We start from the raw sequence: 14,618 nt of genomic DNA on the forward strand, positions 1-14,618 counted from the left end.
GCAGCCCTTTCAGAAGGTACGGAGATGATCGAATTCGATACGCAAACGTACTGGATATATGTATGTATTGAAACCCAGGACGTTGTGACTCCTCGCACCCCCACAGCGCCGGTAAGGTGGGCGGTCTCATGACACCGAGCACCGACCCGCCAGCCGCCGAGCGCACACTGCGCAAGCGGGAGAACACCCGCGCCCGTCTCATCGAGGCGGCTGCGGACATCATCGCCTCCAAGGGCATCGCCAGCACTCGTATTGACGACGTCGTCAAGCAGGCCGGCTTCACCCGGGGCGCCTTCTACTCCAACTACTCCTCGCTCCAGGACATCCTGACCGAGGCCATCGTCACGCGCTCCAACACCTTGCTGTCACGGGTCACGCAGGCCATCGACTCCTTCGAGGGCGCTCCCACAATGGACTCGCTCATGGAGCTGCTCGAGGCCATCCGCCCCGAGGCCCGCACCATCTACCTACTGACCACGGAGTACTCCCTCTTCCAGCTGCGCAACCCCGACAGCCCGACGATCCCCGGGACGGCTCGCGCCGACTTCACCGCCAGACTGTCCGGGACGGTCGAGAAGGTGCTCATCCGCATGGGACGCCGCCCCACCGTCCCCACGGCGAGCCTGGCTGACCTCGTCAGCCTGCTCTTCATGGACTCGATCACCGAGAGCATCGACGGCAGCAGGCTGCGCGACCTCATCGAGGCGGTCATCATCGGGCTGAGCGCGCCAACGAAGGCTGGCGACGCCTGACGCAACTCCGCATCAGGACCTACTTCCCGTCGAAGCGACGGATTCCACGCCGGCGACAGAAGGCCGCAGCGCCCCGCCGACCCCCACTGCACGCTCTCTACAGCGCCCCAACAGAGCCACCATGCGGCGAATCTGTCCGTACGGGACGACTTTGAATCACAGCAGCCGCACCACGGTTTACAAAGGCCCAGGTCATCACCCTGTTACTCACAGATACCGGATTCGATCAACCGTCAAAGCCGTCCCATCTGGACACAACGGACACACCTCAATCCACAAGCACCCACTCCAGCGAGACACACTTTGATGATGTTTGACATCATTTACGTATGGATAAGTCATCCAGAATCGAGGAGCTGCTGGCGCGTCTCGCCGCTCACCAGGGAGCAGCGCGCCTGAGCACGCTGTGCAGCACGCGGACCGAACGGCGTCTTGCCACCCGAGCCGCCGCCGATGGGCTCATTACTCTTCACCCGAACCGCGTGGTCGCGCTGAAGAGTGCCGACCCTCATTTCATCCTCTGCCGACGCATCAGGGGTGTTATCACCTGTGCCCATGCGATGCAGCACTACGGCCTGCCACTGCAATCAGCGCCCACAACGTTGCATATCGCCATCCCCGGGAACCGGGGTCACATACCGGACGCAATCGGGCGTGTCGTCACCCACCGGTTGGGCGATCTCATTCTCCCCGCCGCGGATGCGGCACCGGTGGCTTCCGTGGAACAGGCACTTATCTGCTACCTACGTTGTGCGGACGAGCTTGATGCACTCATCGCACTCGATGCGGCCCTTCGACTTGGTCTGACGACCCGCTCTCAGCTTGAGAGCCTCCTACGGGGCCCGCGAAACCACCGCTCCCGCACGCTTGTGTCACGGTCGCTCCCCGATGCCCGCTCTCTCCTGGAGACGATCGCTCGTTATGAGCTAGAAGAGGCCGGATACCGGCCGGCGACGGCAGTGTTCGTCCCCGGCGTTGGAGAGGTGGATCTGGTGCTGACAGCTCACCCACACGACCTCACCCCCGACACCAAGGCGCTTCGATCAGACAGTCACCCAGCGCTTCTCATCGAAACGGACGGCTACACCTTTCACTCCTCCCATCTCGACTGGGAGCACGACCACCTGCGCGACCAGGCCGCGATCACCGCGAGTCACGTTCCATTGCGTCTGACTAGCCGACAGGTCCTCCAGCACGGCACGGTCGAGATTGTCACCCCCATCGCCATGCGTATGGGAATCACCCCGATCATCCGCTCCAGGCGGGGTGAAGGCACCCTTACCCCATAGGTTCCGAGCACGACGGGCACGGCAGACGAACCGGGGGAACCGTCACCTGGATCATTGGCGGACGCAGACCGCCGCATCTGCCCCGCCCTGGAGCCAGACGTCCCAGCTCTTGACCCGCGGACGTATGACGACAGCATGTCTTCAGAGCAAAGAGACCGACAGAGTCACCATGCAGCGATTCTGTCCGTATAGGACGACATTGAATCGGAGCGCCCGCATCGCGGTTTGTAAAAGCCCAGGTCATCACTTTGTTTCTATTTAATAGTGGATGCGATCGGCCATCAAAGCCGTCCCATCTGGACACTTTCAGGGCTCGGGCACCCTCTGTAGGCTCAGCGTGTGAGTCGCACCAGTGCCGCGCCCGTCATCGTCTCCTGCGCCATGGCAGAGGAGGCCGAGCCCTTCATGGACGCCCTGCCCGAGCGCGCGGCGGCCAAGGCGCCGAACCTGCCGGGCTCCGCGCACGCCTGGTCCCTCCAGCTCCCCGGCGACGAGCGCGAGCTCATCCTGGTACGCAGTGGTATCGGGCTCGTGGCGGCCGCGAGCGCGCTGGCGACGGTCCTGGCTCAGGTCCGCCCCGGCGCCGTCGTCTCGGCGGGGACCACCGGCGGGCTCGGCCGCCAGGTCGAGGTCGGCGACGTCTGCGTCTCGACGACCCTGGCCTACACCGACGCCGACGCCACCGCCTTCGGCTACGCCCGCGGCCAGACCCCGGGCCAGCCGGAGACCTTCGGCGGGGACCCGGCTCTGCTGGAGCGCCTGGAGCAGGTGGGCCAGGAGGCCCTGCGCGGCGCCACAGCGTCGTCGGGCTCGGCGCGGCTGCGCGTCGGTCAGATGCTGGCCGGCAACTCCTTCGTGACGGCTGCGAACGTGGCCGACACTCGTGAGGTCTTCCCCGCAGCGCTGAGCACCGACATGGAGTCGACGGCTCTGGCGCAGGTGGCGGCGAGTGCCGGCATCCCCTTCGCCTCGGTGCGCGGCGTATCCGACCTGTGCGGCCCGGAGGCTGGCCAGGACTTCCACATCGCCGCCGAGGAGGCCGCCGCCCGCAGCGCCGCGGTCGTCCTGGCCCTGCTCAGCTGATCCACTGACGGCCCCGAGCCTCACCGACATTTTCTTCATAGATCGACCTGTTCTTCACAAACGACCCGGAGCCGCGTCGTTTCTGAAGAATGTGTCGGTTTAGTCGGCCTGGCGCAAGCGAGCCTCACCGGCGCGAGTCGTGCTGCGGCGTGAAGGCCGACGTCGGGCAGCTGGCGCCCCACTCGTTCATCGCATCGAGCACCGGCCGCAGGCTCCTGCCCAGGTCGGTGAGCTCGTAGACGACGCGGGGCGGTACCTCCGGGTAGGCGTGTCGGCTGACGATCCCGCGCGACTCGAACATCCGCAACCGGTTGGTCAGCGTGTGCGCGCTGATCCCCGGCAGGGCGTCGCGCAGCTCCCCGAAGCGCTGCGGGCCGTGCATGAGCTCGCGCACGATGAGCGTCGCCCAGGGCCCGTCGAACAGCAGCAGGAACCTCGCCACCCCGCACTCGGGAAGATCGACCTCACTCATGACATCGAAACCTACCCCAATAGTGCAGTTGACGTAACTGATGCACCGTATGCACTAATGGCGTCATGGCTGACATCATTCACGGCGCCACCGGCGCCCAAGGCTCCCCCGTTCTATCCGCTCTGACCTCCGCAGGGCGCACCGCCGTCGCAGCGGTCCGCCATCCCGAGGCGGTCCCCGCCGGCGTCGTCGCCCGGCAGGTCGATCTCGCCTCGGCTGACTCACTCGCCGCCGCCTATGAGGGCGCCGACGGCGTCTTCGTCCACCTGCCCATGGGCGCACCCGAGGCGGCGGCCGCCCAGGCCCGGGCCGTCGTCGAGGCCGTCACCCGGGCCCGCCCCGGTCGCGTCGTCATCTCCACCAGCGGGCAGATCGTCGACCAGCCGGGATCACCGCTGCAGGCGCCCGCGGACAGCCCCATCATGACGCTCATCAACGGCGTGACCGGCAGCGGCGTCCCCACGGCCGTGGTCGCCCCACGCCTCTACCTGGAGAACCTGCTCTTGCCGGTCGTCCTGGCCCCCACGCGTGAGGAGGGCGTGCTGCGCTACCCGCTCCCGACGTCGTTCCCGGTCTCCTGGAGCTCGCACCTGGACGTGGCCGAGGTCGTCGCCCGCCTGCTCACGGACGCCTCCCCCACCACGGGCACGGTCGGCGTCGGTCACCTGCCCGGACTGACGGGACCGGATCTGGCCGCGGCCTTCTCCAACCATCTGGGCCGCGAGGTCCATTTCGAGGGCATCACGCCCGAGGCCTTCGGCGAGCTCATCACGCCGCTCTTCGGGCCGGCCGCGGCGCCGGTCGTCGAGCTCTACCGGGCCCTCAACGCGCAGGACGGCAACACCATCGCCGAGGACGGCAGCGCCCAGGAGCTCCTGGGGCTACGACCGCGCCCGATCGAGCAGTGGCTGGAGGACCTGGCGGTCTCGTAGCCGCACTCACCGACATTTTCTTCACAGACCAACCTCTTCTTCATAGATGACCCGGAGCCGCGTCGATTCTGAAGAAAACGTCGGTCTGTCGGCCGGCGTGGGCGTCTGGGCGCGACATCGCGGCGACAGCAGAGAGCGGGCAGGCTGCGGGTGTCTGCCGGGCGCCACTCAGTCGGCCTGGCGCAGGCGGGCCTCGACGCGCTCGACCTTCGCGGCCATCTGGCCGGTCCAGCCGGGGCGGATGTCGGCCTTGAGGACGAGCGCCACGCGCGGGCTCACCTCGGCGACCGCCTCGCAGGCCCGCTTGACCACGTCCATGCACTCGTCCCACTCCCCCTCGACCGTGGTGAACATCGACGTCGTCTCATGGGGCAGTCCCGAGTCGCGCACTACGCGCACGGCTCGGGCCACCGCCTCGGAGACTGACCCGTCGGGCGCGTCAGTGGTGGTCGGGGACACGGAGAAGGCGACAAGCATGCGGCCAGGCTAGCCCCGAGGCGCCATCCGGGGCCGCCGCCGATCGTTCTTGCCTTCGAGTGCGCTCGAAGTCCTACGGTCTGCACCATGACCAGCGCGATTGCTCCAGACAACGAGCCCGACGACGTCCGGCTCCGCGAGGCACTCCGCCTCGACTTCGTCCCACCCAGTGACAACGTCGGGCCGGCAACCGGGCCTGGTGCAGCCGGATGGGACATTGCAACCACTGCCGATCGCCTGGGGGTCAGCGCCCACACTCTGCGCTACTACGAGCGGATCGGGCTCGTGCGGGTGGAGCGTGACGCCTCGGGACACCGTCGTTACGACGCCGCCGGCGTACGGCGTCTGGTGTTCCTCACCCGGATGCGGACCTCGGGCATGCCGATCCGCGATCTGCGGCGCTATGTCGCGCTGGTCAAGGCCGGTCGGGACACGGTGCCCGAGCGCCTGTCCCTGCTCACCGAGCACCGCGACGGCCTGCGCACCCGGATCGACGAGCTCCGGCTGGCACTGTCCGCCACCGAGTACAAGATCACCGTCTACACGCGGGAGCTGGAGGGGCAAACCACCGTGGACGACATCGACACTTCCGAGACTGACAAGGAGAACCCCTCATGACCACTGAAACCACTCACCCCCAGCACGACGTCAACAGCCCCGAGAACCTGGCCCGGCGCGAGCGCGGCCTGGAGATCGCCCGCTCGGTCGACGGCGAGGCGGCCCAGGCCGTCATCAACTCCCTGGCCGACATCAGCCCGGCACTCGGCCACCACATCGCGGCCTTCGGCTTCGGGGACGTCTACGCCCGCCCCGGGCTCGACCCGCGCAGCCGCCAGCTCGTCACGATCGGCGTGCTCACGGCCCTGGGCGGCTGCGAGCCGCAGCTGAGGATCCACATCGGGGCCGCCCTCAACGTGGGGCTGACCCGTGAGGAGATCATCGAGGCGATCCTGCACGCCTCGGTCTACGCCGGCTTCCCGCGAGCGCTCAACGCCACCTTCGTGGCCCGCGAGGTGTTCACCGAACGCGACGCCGCCGAATGATCGTCCGCATCGGCTCGTATCGCGCGGCCTCAGCAGGTCGTGAAAGAGGCGTGCGTGTCCAAATCGGTGACAAAGGCGGGCTCCGGGTGCACACTGCCACAAAGAAACCGCATGATTCCGCGCTTCTATTGCCAGCCTCATCGGGCCGCAGGCTTCTTTGTCACCGATTTGGACACCCAGGGCTCACTCGGCCCGGATCCGGCGGCCCCGGAGGCACTCCCCCGCCCACCGCTGTCAAGTCACCCCTTACAGCGCCACGAGAACCTGGACCATGACGATCTTGACGACGATGGCCAGAGCGAACAGGGTCGCGTAGCCGGCCTCGATGCGCTCGTCATCGCGCTTGGACAGGGCGAAGGCCAGGATCGCGGGCTGCCCGACGAGCCCGGCCAGGCCGCCGGAGGCGCGCTGCGCGGAGACCCCGGCCCACCGCGCCCCGGCCAGCATGACGATCGCACTGACCGCCACGACGAGCGCGGCGAGCACCCCCACCTTGAGCCCCGTCATCGAGAAGGCCGAGGCCGCGAAGTCAGGCCCCGAGGCCAACCCGATCGCGGCCAGGAAGAACAGCAGCCCCAGCTGACGGATGGTGGAGTTGGCGGCGTGCGGCAGCCCCCACACGAAGGGCCCGGTGCGCCCCACCCACCCCAGGACCATGCCGACGACGAGCGGCCCGGCCGCCACCCCGAGCCGCAGGGTGATGCCGCCGGGCAGCGGGATCGCCACCAGCCCCAGGAGCACGCCGAGCGCCATGCCGGCCCCGACGGAGAAGGCGTCGATCTGGGCGATGGAGCGCTCGGAGTCGCCGAACCAGTCGCCGGCCTTCTCCAGCTCGTCGCTGGGGACGACCGCCAGCACCCGGTCACCGAGCTCCAGGACGAGGTCCTCACGGGCCAGCAGGTCCAGGTCACCGCGCTTGACGCGGGTGATGACGCCCTGGAAGCGCCCGGGCATGTCCACCTCGGCGACGGTGCGGCCGGCCACCCGTGTCGAGGAGACGGTCAGGCGCCGGAAGTCGACGGCGGTGCGGTCCTTGGCCAGGCAGTTGTGAAACCCGGTGCCCAGGTCGTGCACGGCGGACTCGACGGCGGACGGCGCCCCGACGATGACGACCTTGTCCCCGGGCAGCAGCACCTCACCGGGGGCCACGACCCGGGTCTCGCCGTCGCGCTCCAGGTAGGAGATGCGGATGCTGCCCTCCTTGAAGGCCTTCATCTCGCCGAGGGCCACCCGCTGCAGGAGGTAGACGCTGGTGGCGGTGATGCCGTCAGCGCTGGCGGGCCTCGGGTCGCGCCCCCCGGGCCAGGAGCGCCCCACGACCCCGGAGACGATGAGGATGGCGACGGCAACGCCCACGGGGTAGGCCAGGGCGTAGCCGACGGCGGGCTCCTGGGTGCCGGCCGCCTCGATGGCGGCGTCGAGCACCGGTGAGGTGAGGGCGCCCGCGTAGGCGCCGGAGTCCATGGCGGGGCTTACCCCGGCCAGGTGGGAGTAGAGGCCGCCCGCCGCACCGGCGATCACGAGCGCGACGACGCACACGGCCATGAGCGGCAGCTGCCTGCGCAGGTCGCGGAAGAAGGTGTTGCCGGCGGCCAGGCCCACGGTGTAGCAGAACAGGGCCAGGCCGAGGCTTCGCAGCAGGGTCAGATCAGCGCCGAGCCGGGGGTCGAGGGCGCCGACCGCGAGGCCGACGAAGAGCGCCCCGGCCGCGCCGAAGCGGATCGGTCCCAGCGGGATCTGCCCGACGGCGGTCCCCAGGCCGATGACGAGGAAGACGGTGAGGATCGGCGCCTGCGCGAGGACGTCGAGGACGGGATGAAGCACGGACACGACGCCAGGGTAGCCGTACGCCCCGCCGTCGGATCCGCCATCGCTTCCCTTCCGCCACCAGGAGGAATACCCTGGGATGGTCACCGGAGACGATGACGTCACACCTTTTCTCGACGACGAGAACGGAATCCCGATGCCCCAGAAAGAAGCCTCCCTGCCGACATACACCGAGCAGGAGGAGAAACGGATCATCCGCAACGACGACGGCGTCCCCGTCGGCATACGTCCTGACAATCGATGGACACCCGTACGGATCGCCACATGGGTGGCCATCACCGCCCTGGGCGTCCTGGGGTGGTGGATGCTGGCGGTCGTGCGCGGCGAGCACGTCAACACCATCTGGTTCGTAGTCACCGCCGTGTGCACCTACGCGATCGGGTACCGCTTCTACGCCCTCTACATCCAGCGGCGCATCATGCGCCCCGACGACACCAACGCCACCCCGGCCGAGCGCATCAACAACGGGCGCGACTTCGACCCCACCCACCGTGTCGTCCTCTACGGCCACCACTTCGCAGCCATCGCCGGCGCCGGCCCGCTGGTCGGCCCGGTCCTGGCCGCCCAGATGGGCTACCTGCCCGGCACCCTGTGGATCATCATTGGCGTCCTCGTGGCCGGCGCCGTCCAGGACATGCTCGTCCTGTTCTTCTCCATGCGCCGCGGCGGCCGCTCTCTGGGCCAGATGGCCACGGATGAGATCGGCAAGATCGGCGGCATCGTGGCGACCATCGTCGTCTTCGTCATGCTCATGATCGTCCTGGCGGTCCTGGCCATGGTCTGCGTCAACGCCCTGGCCGCCTCCCCCTGGGGCGTCTTCTCGGTGGGCATGACCATCCCGATCGCCATCGGGATGGGCCTGTGGCTGCGCTTCGTCCAGCCCGGCAAGATCACCCAGGTCTCCTTCATCGGCTTCGGCCTGCTCATCGCTGTCATCATCGGCGGACGCTGGGTGGCCGAGTCCTCCTTCGGGCACTACCTGCACCTATCCCCCACCACGTTGGTGTGGGCCATGATCATCTACGGCTTCCTGGCCGCGGTCCTGCCCGTGTGGGTCCTGCTCACCCCGCGCGACTACCTGTCGACCTTCATGAAGGTCGGCACCATCACGATCCTGGCCCTGGGCATCATCATTGTGCGCCCCCTGGTGGAGATGTCCGCCGTCACCGAGTTCGCCTTCAACACCGCCGGCCCCGTCTTCGCCGGCACCCTCTTCCCCTTCCTGTTCATCACCATCGCCTGCGGCGCCCTGTCCGGCATGCACGCCATGGTCTCCTCGGGCACCAGCCCCAAGATGGTGGAGAAGGAGACCCAGGTCCGCATGATCGGCTACGGCGGCATGCTCATGGAGTCCTTCGTGGCCATCATGGCGCTGGCGGCCGCGGTCTCACTGAGCCCGGGCATCTACTTCTCCATGAACACCTCGACGGCGACCATGAACAAGCTCGCCGGCCCCGAGACGGTGGCCGCCGCCCCCTGCAAGACCACCGACGACCCCGATCACCACTGCGAGAAGCTCGCCGAGTCCGCCGTCGCCAAGCTCGGCGTCACCGACGCCCAGGGCCGCAGGCTCACCCCCGAGTGGGACTCCTGGGACGACAACGGCAACCCCAAGACCTACACGGGCGCCGAGGCCCTGGAGCGCCTGGCCAGCGACGTCGGCGAGCCCAACGTCGTCTCGCGCACCGGCGGCGCCCCCACCCTGTCGGTGGGCATCGCCCACATCCTCCACCAGATCGGCGGAGGCCGGACCATGATGGGCTTCTGGTACCACTTCGCCATCATGTTCGAGGCCCTGTTCATCCTCTCGGCCGTCGACGCCGTCACCCGCGTGGCCCGCTTCCAGCTCTCTGACGCCCTGGGCAACGCCTTCCCCAGGTTCAAGGACCCGTCCTGGCACGTGGGCGCCTGGGGGACAACGGCGGTCGTCGTCGCCTCCTGGGGGGCTCTGCTCCTCATGGGCGTCACCGACCCGCGCGGCGGCATCCAGACGCTCTACCCGTTGTTCGGTATCGCCAACCAGCTCATCGCGGCCGTGGCACTGCTGGTGGTCACCGTCATGGTGGTGCGCAAGGGCTACACGAAGTGGGTGTGGATCCCCGCGATCCCGCTGGTCTTCGACACGGCCGTCACCTTCACGGCCTCGTGGCAGAAGATCTTCTCCACCGACCCGCTCGTGGGCTACTTCCAGCAGCATCGCGAGGCGGTCGCCAAACTGAGCACGCTCTCCGACCCGGCCAAGATCGAGGAGACCAAGGCGATCGTGCGCAACACGATGATTCAGGGGACGCTGTCGATCGTCTTCCTGGTCATGGTCGCCTTCGTCATGGTCTGCGCCCTCATCCGCATCGTCCAGACGATCCGCAACCGGGACACGACGACGTCGGAGGACCCCTACCAGGAGTCCAACTTCTACGCGCCCGAGACGATGATCGCCTCCTCGCTCATGAAGAAGGTCTCCCGGGAGTACGAGCAGGTGGGCGACCCGGCCCTCATCCCCCACAAGGCCCACGCGGAGAAGTCATGACGTCAACCCCTCCGACACCGCGGCCGGCAGGTCGGCCGAGCACCCGCAGTCGACTGCACCAGGCCCTGGCCCGGGCCCGTGCCCTGTGGCGGGACATGACTGGGGAGTCCGCCTATGACCGCTACCTGGAGCGCTACGCCCGCGAGCACGCGCAGTGCCTCCACGGTCACGGGGGCGACCACGGCTCCGGGCACGGCTCTGGGCACGGCCCCATGAGCGAGCGCGAGTTCTGGCGCGCCCGGGCCAAGCAGGCTGAGACGGAGATCAACGCCAGCTGCTGCTGAGCCCCGGAGCACACTCCTGTGCTCGGATCGTCACCGCCCGCCTTCCGGGTCCCCGGAGGGCGGGCGGTAGCGTCGTGAGCGTGCCCGCCCAGCAGCCCGCGCCCGACGCACTGACGTCCGCCGACTCCCCCGACACCTCCCGAGAGACATCACCGGTGTCGGCCGGTTCGCCATCCGCCAACCGCGCCTCGGGCCCGAACCAGCCCGAGGACGTCCTCCCGGGCCGCGCCCGTTACGAGCGGATCGCCCGCGTCGCGACGGTCATCCTCCTGTCCATCATCTGCGTGGCGGTCACATGGCCCTCCGGACACGAGGTCGCCGACCTCAAGGACACCATGGGACCGGGTTTCCTCAGCTCCGAGGGCAAGGACATCGTCCTCAACCTGGTGATGCTGGCACCGGCCACCTTCTGCGCCGTCGCGGGCTGGCGGGACGTCCCCTGGTGGATGTGGGCCCTGGTGGGCTGCGTCATCGGGCTGAGCGCCGAGGTGCTCCAGAGCCTCCTGCCCATGCTGGAGCGGCGCCCCTCGCTGGCCAATGTCGGCCAGAACGCCGTCGGCGCCTGGGCCGGGGCCCTGACCGCCTGGTACCTGCTGCGCCGCTGGCACCTCCGGACCGCCGCCTGACTCCCCCGTCATCACCGGAACGACACCGCCCCCTCCAAGAGAACTGCGTCACCATGTGCGCCCGATGTCCTCTCAGAGGGGACTGAGGAAGCCATGAGGGCGCGACGAACGCCTGTCGTCCCGGGGGAGCAAGCAGGCTCATCCCTCGGGTGGTGCGGGGCGTGTGCTGCACGAGCGTGGGGTGCTACTGGTGGTGGGTCGGGGGCACTCCAGGTAGGTGGGGCCTTCGTGCAGTGGACACAACCCCGGCCAGTGGATCCCCACCCCCGTGGAGTAGGCCGATCCGCGGCTCAGTGTCCACGGGGCCGGCATCATCCGAGACAGCGAAAGGCCCGGACCATGTGGCCCGGGCCTTTCCGTTCTGTGCGCGGGGGGGGACTCGAACCCCCATGATCGTAAGATCACACGGACCTGAACCGTGCGCGTCTACCAATTCCGCCACTCGCGCGAGAAGCGAGCATGAGACTAGCCTGCCGGCCCCGCCGTCGTCCAATCCTCACCGCCACATCCGGCCGTGAGACCGCTCACGACACAATTACCTCACACAGCGGGGGGCCGTCTTCCCTGCAATGGCTTCGCTACCGTTACGATGGGAACGGTATCGGCCTGCACGCAGGTCCGTGCAGGCCCATAGCGAGGCGGGACAGTCCCGCCTCCCGGCTCCATCCCGGGGGCCGCCACACCACATTTGGGGGAGGTACTGTCCATGGGATTCCTGGACAAGTTCGAGAAGGGCGTCGAGAACGTCACGAACCGCGCCATGTCCCGTTTCTCGGACGACATCGAGCCCATCGAGATCGCCTCGAAGCTCCGCGAGACCATGGACAAGCGCGCGGCGTCCTTCGCCCGCGACCGTTCAGTGGTTCCCAATATCTTCCGCATCCACCTCACCCCACCGAGCATCGAGCGCATCACCGCCTGGGGCCAGGACGAGATGGTGCGTCAGATGGAGGAGGTCGCCACCTCGCACGCCGCGGACCAGGGCTACTCCTTCGTCGGCCCGGTCGAGGTCTCCTTCCTCGTCAACAACAACCCCAACGCCCCGGCCATCGAGATCGAGTCCTCCACGCGGCGCGGCGCCGCCGCCCCGGCCGCCTCCGCCACCGCCACCCCGACGCACCCGATCGTCGACATCAACGGCCAGCGCTACCTGCTCACCGGGCCTGTCACCGTCATCGGGCGCGGCTCTGAGGCGGACATCATCGTCGACGACTCCGGCGTCTCACGCCGTCACCTGGAGATCCGCCTGACACACGGCAACGCCATCGCCAGCGACCTGGGCTCCACCAACGGCACCTTCGTCGAGGGCCAGCGGGTCGACGCCGTCACGCTCGTGGACGGCAATACACTGACCATCGGCCGCACCCAGATCCTGTTCTGGGACGGCACCCAGAACAGCGGAGTCAACGGGTGAGCGCACTCGCCTTCACGATCTTACGGCTGGGCTACCTGGTCCTGCTGTGGTTCTTCCTGTACCTCATCGTGCGCGTCATGCGCCGCGACATGGCCGACTCCCCCGCCGCCGGCTCGGCACGTCGGCGCTCCACGGGTGGCTCCGAGCAGCCCTCAGCTCCTCCCCCCAGGGGCCGACGCCGCAGCGCCACCCGCCTGGTCATCACCGAGGGCCCCTTGGCCGGCTCGACCGTGCCCCTGAGCCCGTCGTCGATCATCATCGGCCGCTCGCCCTCCTGCACCCTGGTCCTCGACGACTCCTACGCCTCATCGCGTCACGCCCGCGTCTTCCCCAAGGACGGCGCCTGGTGGCTGGAGGACCTCGGATCCACCAACGGAACCATGATGGACGGCCGCCCCGTGCACGGCGCCGTGGAGCTCCCCATGAACATACCTGTCAGAATCGGCCAAACGACGCTGGAGCTGCGCTCATGACCATCTCCCTGCGCTTCGCCGCGCGCTCCGACGTCGGTCTGGTCCGCCAGTCCAACCAGGACTCGGGCTACGCAGGCCCCCATCTGTGCGTCCTGTGCGACGGGATGGGCGGACCGGCGGGCGGAGACATCGCCTCGGCGGTCGCCGTCGAGCACCTCATGCCCCTGGACGCCGACTCCCACCAGGCCGGCGAGCTGCTGGGCCTCATGCGCGACGCCGTCCAGGCCGCCCACACCGAGCTCGTCACCCTGTCCTCGCAGGACCCCGACCTCGCCGGCCTGGGCACCACCTGCATCGGCGTCATGCGCAGCGGCAACAAGCTCGCCATGGTCCACGTGGGCGACTCACGCGCCTACATGCTGCGCGACGGCACACTCACCCAGGTCACCACCGACCACACCTTCGTGGAGTACCTCGTGGAGACCGGGCGCCTCACCCGGGACCAGGCCCGCCAGCACCCGCAGCGCTCGGTGCTCCTGCGCGTCCTGGGGGACACCGAGGGCGAGGTCCAGCTCGACGAGTCGATCCGCGAGGCCGTTCCCGGCGACCGCTGGCTGTTGTGCTCCGACGGCCTGAGCGGCCCGGTGACCGCCGAGACCATCGGCGAGGTCCTGGCCGGCGTCGCCGACCCCGGCCAGGCCGCCGACCAGCTCATCGACCTGGCACTGCGCGCCGGCGGACCGGACAACGTCACCGCCGTCGTCTTCGACGTCGTCAAGGACGATCCCGAGCCGCAGACCGTCCCGCAGGTGGTGGGCAGCGCCGCCACCGAGCGCCTGGCCCAGGAGCGTGCCGCCGCCGCCCACCGCGCCGGTGGAGGGGACGCCGGGGCCAAGGACACCGAGGCCACCAGCCCCGCCGCCAAGGCCGCAGCCCTCCTGGCCACCCTGGAGGAGCAGGCCGGCCCCTCCTCCACGAAGGAGTCCTCCAAGGTCAACGACGCCATTGCCGCCGAGGCCGCCACCCAGCAGAAGGCCCGACGCCGTCATCGTCGTCGGGTCCTCGTGGGCGGCCTCATCCTGCTGGTCACGCTCGTCGGTGCCAGCGCCCTGTTCTACCGCTGGACCCAGACCCGCTACTACGTCTCCACCGACGAGGGCAAGGTCGCCATCTACCAGGGGATCCCCCAGTCCGTCGGCCCCCTCAAGCTGAGCCACTCGGTCAAGACCTACGAGGACCTGCCGGTGAATAGCCTCGATCACAACATCCGCGAGCGCCTGGAGGCCACCGTCACCCAGTCGTCGATGAGCGACGCGGAGACCTACGTGGACAAGACGGTCCGCTCCTACCGCAAGCCGGCCGCCGCCCCGCACAGCACCTCGGGTCCCACGGCCAGGCCCTCGTCCTCACCCACCTCCACCCCGTCGCCGGCCTCCACCACACCGACTCGGCCCGGTAAGCCCGGGCAGGAGGGGTGAG

The 14,618-nt window shown here is 68.7% G+C and carries 15 protein-coding genes and 1 tRNA gene; 12 read left to right on the forward strand and 4 right to left on the reverse strand.

What is annotated here, in order from left to right; translation table 11 throughout:
• Positions 1-128: 128 nt before the first annotated feature.
• The 3 genes from FBF36_RS12980 to mtnN all read left to right on the forward strand — a co-directional run bounded on the left by FBF36_RS12980 (position 129) and on the right by mtnN (position 3,124).
• A complete protein-coding gene (locus tag FBF36_RS12980; protein WP_009393503.1) occupies positions 129-752 on the forward strand; it encodes a TetR/AcrR family transcriptional regulator in 624 nt (207 codons plus the stop codon).
• 329 nt (positions 753-1,081) lie between these two features.
• Positions 1,082-2,041 (forward strand): hypothetical protein, encoded by a 960-nt coding sequence (locus FBF36_RS12985; RefSeq protein WP_009393501.1) that lies wholly within the window; start codon positions 1,082-1,084, stop codon positions 2,039-2,041.
• 339 nt (positions 2,042-2,380) lie between these two features.
• A complete protein-coding gene (mtnN, locus tag FBF36_RS12990; RefSeq protein WP_138137719.1) occupies positions 2,381-3,124 on the forward strand; it encodes a 5'-methylthioadenosine/S-adenosylhomocysteine nucleosidase in 744 nt (247 codons plus the stop codon).
• Positions 3,125-3,248: 124 nt separating this feature from the next.
• Here the strand turns inward: mtnN and FBF36_RS12995 are convergent, their stop codons facing one another.
• Positions 3,249-3,596: a winged helix-turn-helix transcriptional regulator gene (locus tag FBF36_RS12995; protein ID WP_009397924.1), complete on the reverse strand. Its 348-nt coding sequence runs from the start codon at positions 3,594-3,596 to the stop codon at positions 3,249-3,251.
• Positions 3,597-3,661: 65 nt separating this feature from the next.
• Here FBF36_RS12995 and FBF36_RS13000 point away from each other — a divergent pair, with 65 nt between their 5' ends.
• Complete coding sequence (locus FBF36_RS13000; protein ID WP_138137721.1) at positions 3,662-4,528, forward strand: NmrA family NAD(P)-binding protein; 867 nt, start codon at positions 3,662-3,664, stop codon at positions 4,526-4,528.
• A gap of 168 nt (positions 4,529-4,696) precedes the next feature.
• Here the strand turns inward: FBF36_RS13000 and FBF36_RS13005 are convergent, their stop codons facing one another.
• Positions 4,697-5,005, reverse strand: a complete 309-nt coding sequence (locus tag FBF36_RS13005) for an MTH1187 family thiamine-binding protein (protein WP_009395844.1) — start codon at positions 5,003-5,005, stop codon at positions 4,697-4,699.
• An 87-nt stretch (positions 5,006-5,092) separates the two neighbouring features.
• On the opposite strand from FBF36_RS13005, the gene FBF36_RS13010 reads away from it, so the two are divergent.
• Together FBF36_RS13010 and FBF36_RS13015 are read left to right on the forward strand one after the other, a co-directional pair.
• Positions 5,093-5,623: a MerR family transcriptional regulator gene (locus FBF36_RS13010; RefSeq protein ID WP_009395843.1), complete on the forward strand. Its 531-nt coding sequence runs from the start codon at positions 5,093-5,095 to the stop codon at positions 5,621-5,623.
• Positions 5,620-6,048 (forward strand): carboxymuconolactone decarboxylase family protein, encoded by a 429-nt coding sequence (locus FBF36_RS13015; protein ID WP_009395842.1) that lies wholly within the window; start codon positions 5,620-5,622, stop codon positions 6,046-6,048. Before FBF36_RS13010 ends, FBF36_RS13015 begins: the two co-directional genes overlap by 4 nt.
• Positions 6,049-6,294: 246 nt before the next feature.
• Here the strand turns inward: FBF36_RS13015 and FBF36_RS13020 are convergent, their stop codons facing one another.
• Positions 6,295-7,878 carry an aspartate:alanine exchanger family transporter gene (locus FBF36_RS13020; protein ID WP_009395840.1) on the reverse strand — a complete coding sequence of 528 codons (1,584 nt, stop codon included), beginning with the start codon at positions 7,876-7,878 and terminating at the stop codon, positions 6,295-6,297.
• Between the two features lie 133 nt (positions 7,879-8,011).
• Here FBF36_RS13020 and FBF36_RS13025 point away from each other — a divergent pair, with 133 nt between their 5' ends.
• The 3 genes from FBF36_RS13025 to FBF36_RS13035 all read left to right on the forward strand — a co-directional run bounded on the left by FBF36_RS13025 (position 8,012) and on the right by FBF36_RS13035 (position 11,312).
• Positions 8,012-10,402, forward strand: coding sequence for a carbon starvation CstA family protein (locus FBF36_RS13025; protein WP_034492048.1), 2,391 nt, complete (start codon positions 8,012-8,014; stop codon positions 10,400-10,402).
• Positions 10,399-10,686, forward strand: coding sequence for a YbdD/YjiX family protein (locus FBF36_RS13030; RefSeq protein ID WP_034492042.1), 288 nt, complete (start codon positions 10,399-10,401; stop codon positions 10,684-10,686). The genes FBF36_RS13025 and FBF36_RS13030 overlap by 4 nt, the downstream gene beginning before the upstream one ends.
• Positions 10,687-10,766: 80 nt before the next feature.
• Positions 10,767-11,312 carry a VanZ family protein gene (locus tag FBF36_RS13035; RefSeq protein WP_225792392.1) on the forward strand — a complete coding sequence of 182 codons (546 nt, stop codon included), beginning with the start codon at positions 10,767-10,769 and terminating at the stop codon, positions 11,310-11,312.
• Between the two features lie 364 nt (positions 11,313-11,676).
• Here the strand turns inward: FBF36_RS13035 and FBF36_RS13040 are convergent.
• Positions 11,677-11,760: transfer RNA gene (locus tag FBF36_RS13040), tRNA-Leu, on the reverse strand.
• Positions 11,761-12,018: 258 nt separating this feature from the next.
• On the opposite strand from FBF36_RS13040, the gene FBF36_RS13045 reads away from it, so the two are divergent.
• Genes FBF36_RS13045 through FBF36_RS13055 form a run of 3 tightly spaced genes read left to right on the forward strand, consistent with a single transcriptional unit; the run spans position 12,019 to position 14,617 of the window.
• Entirely contained in the window at positions 12,019-12,726 is a 708-nt protein-coding gene (locus FBF36_RS13045; RefSeq protein ID WP_009395832.1) for an FhaA domain-containing protein, read from the forward strand.
• Positions 12,723-13,199: an FHA domain-containing protein gene (locus FBF36_RS13050; protein WP_009395830.1), complete on the forward strand. Its 477-nt coding sequence runs from the start codon at positions 12,723-12,725 to the stop codon at positions 13,197-13,199. The genes FBF36_RS13045 and FBF36_RS13050 overlap by 4 nt, the downstream gene beginning before the upstream one ends.
• On the forward strand, positions 13,196-14,617 hold the full coding sequence (locus FBF36_RS13055; RefSeq protein WP_009395825.1) for a PP2C family protein-serine/threonine phosphatase: 1,422 nt from the start codon (positions 13,196-13,198) through the stop codon (positions 14,615-14,617). The genes FBF36_RS13050 and FBF36_RS13055 overlap by 4 nt, the downstream gene beginning before the upstream one ends.
• Position 14,618: the final 1 nt, after the last annotated feature.

The organism is Actinomyces sp. oral taxon 171 str. F0337, from assembly GCF_005696555.1.
Classification (GTDB): Bacteria; Actinomycetota; Actinomycetes; order Actinomycetales; family Actinomycetaceae; genus Actinomyces; species Actinomyces oris_E.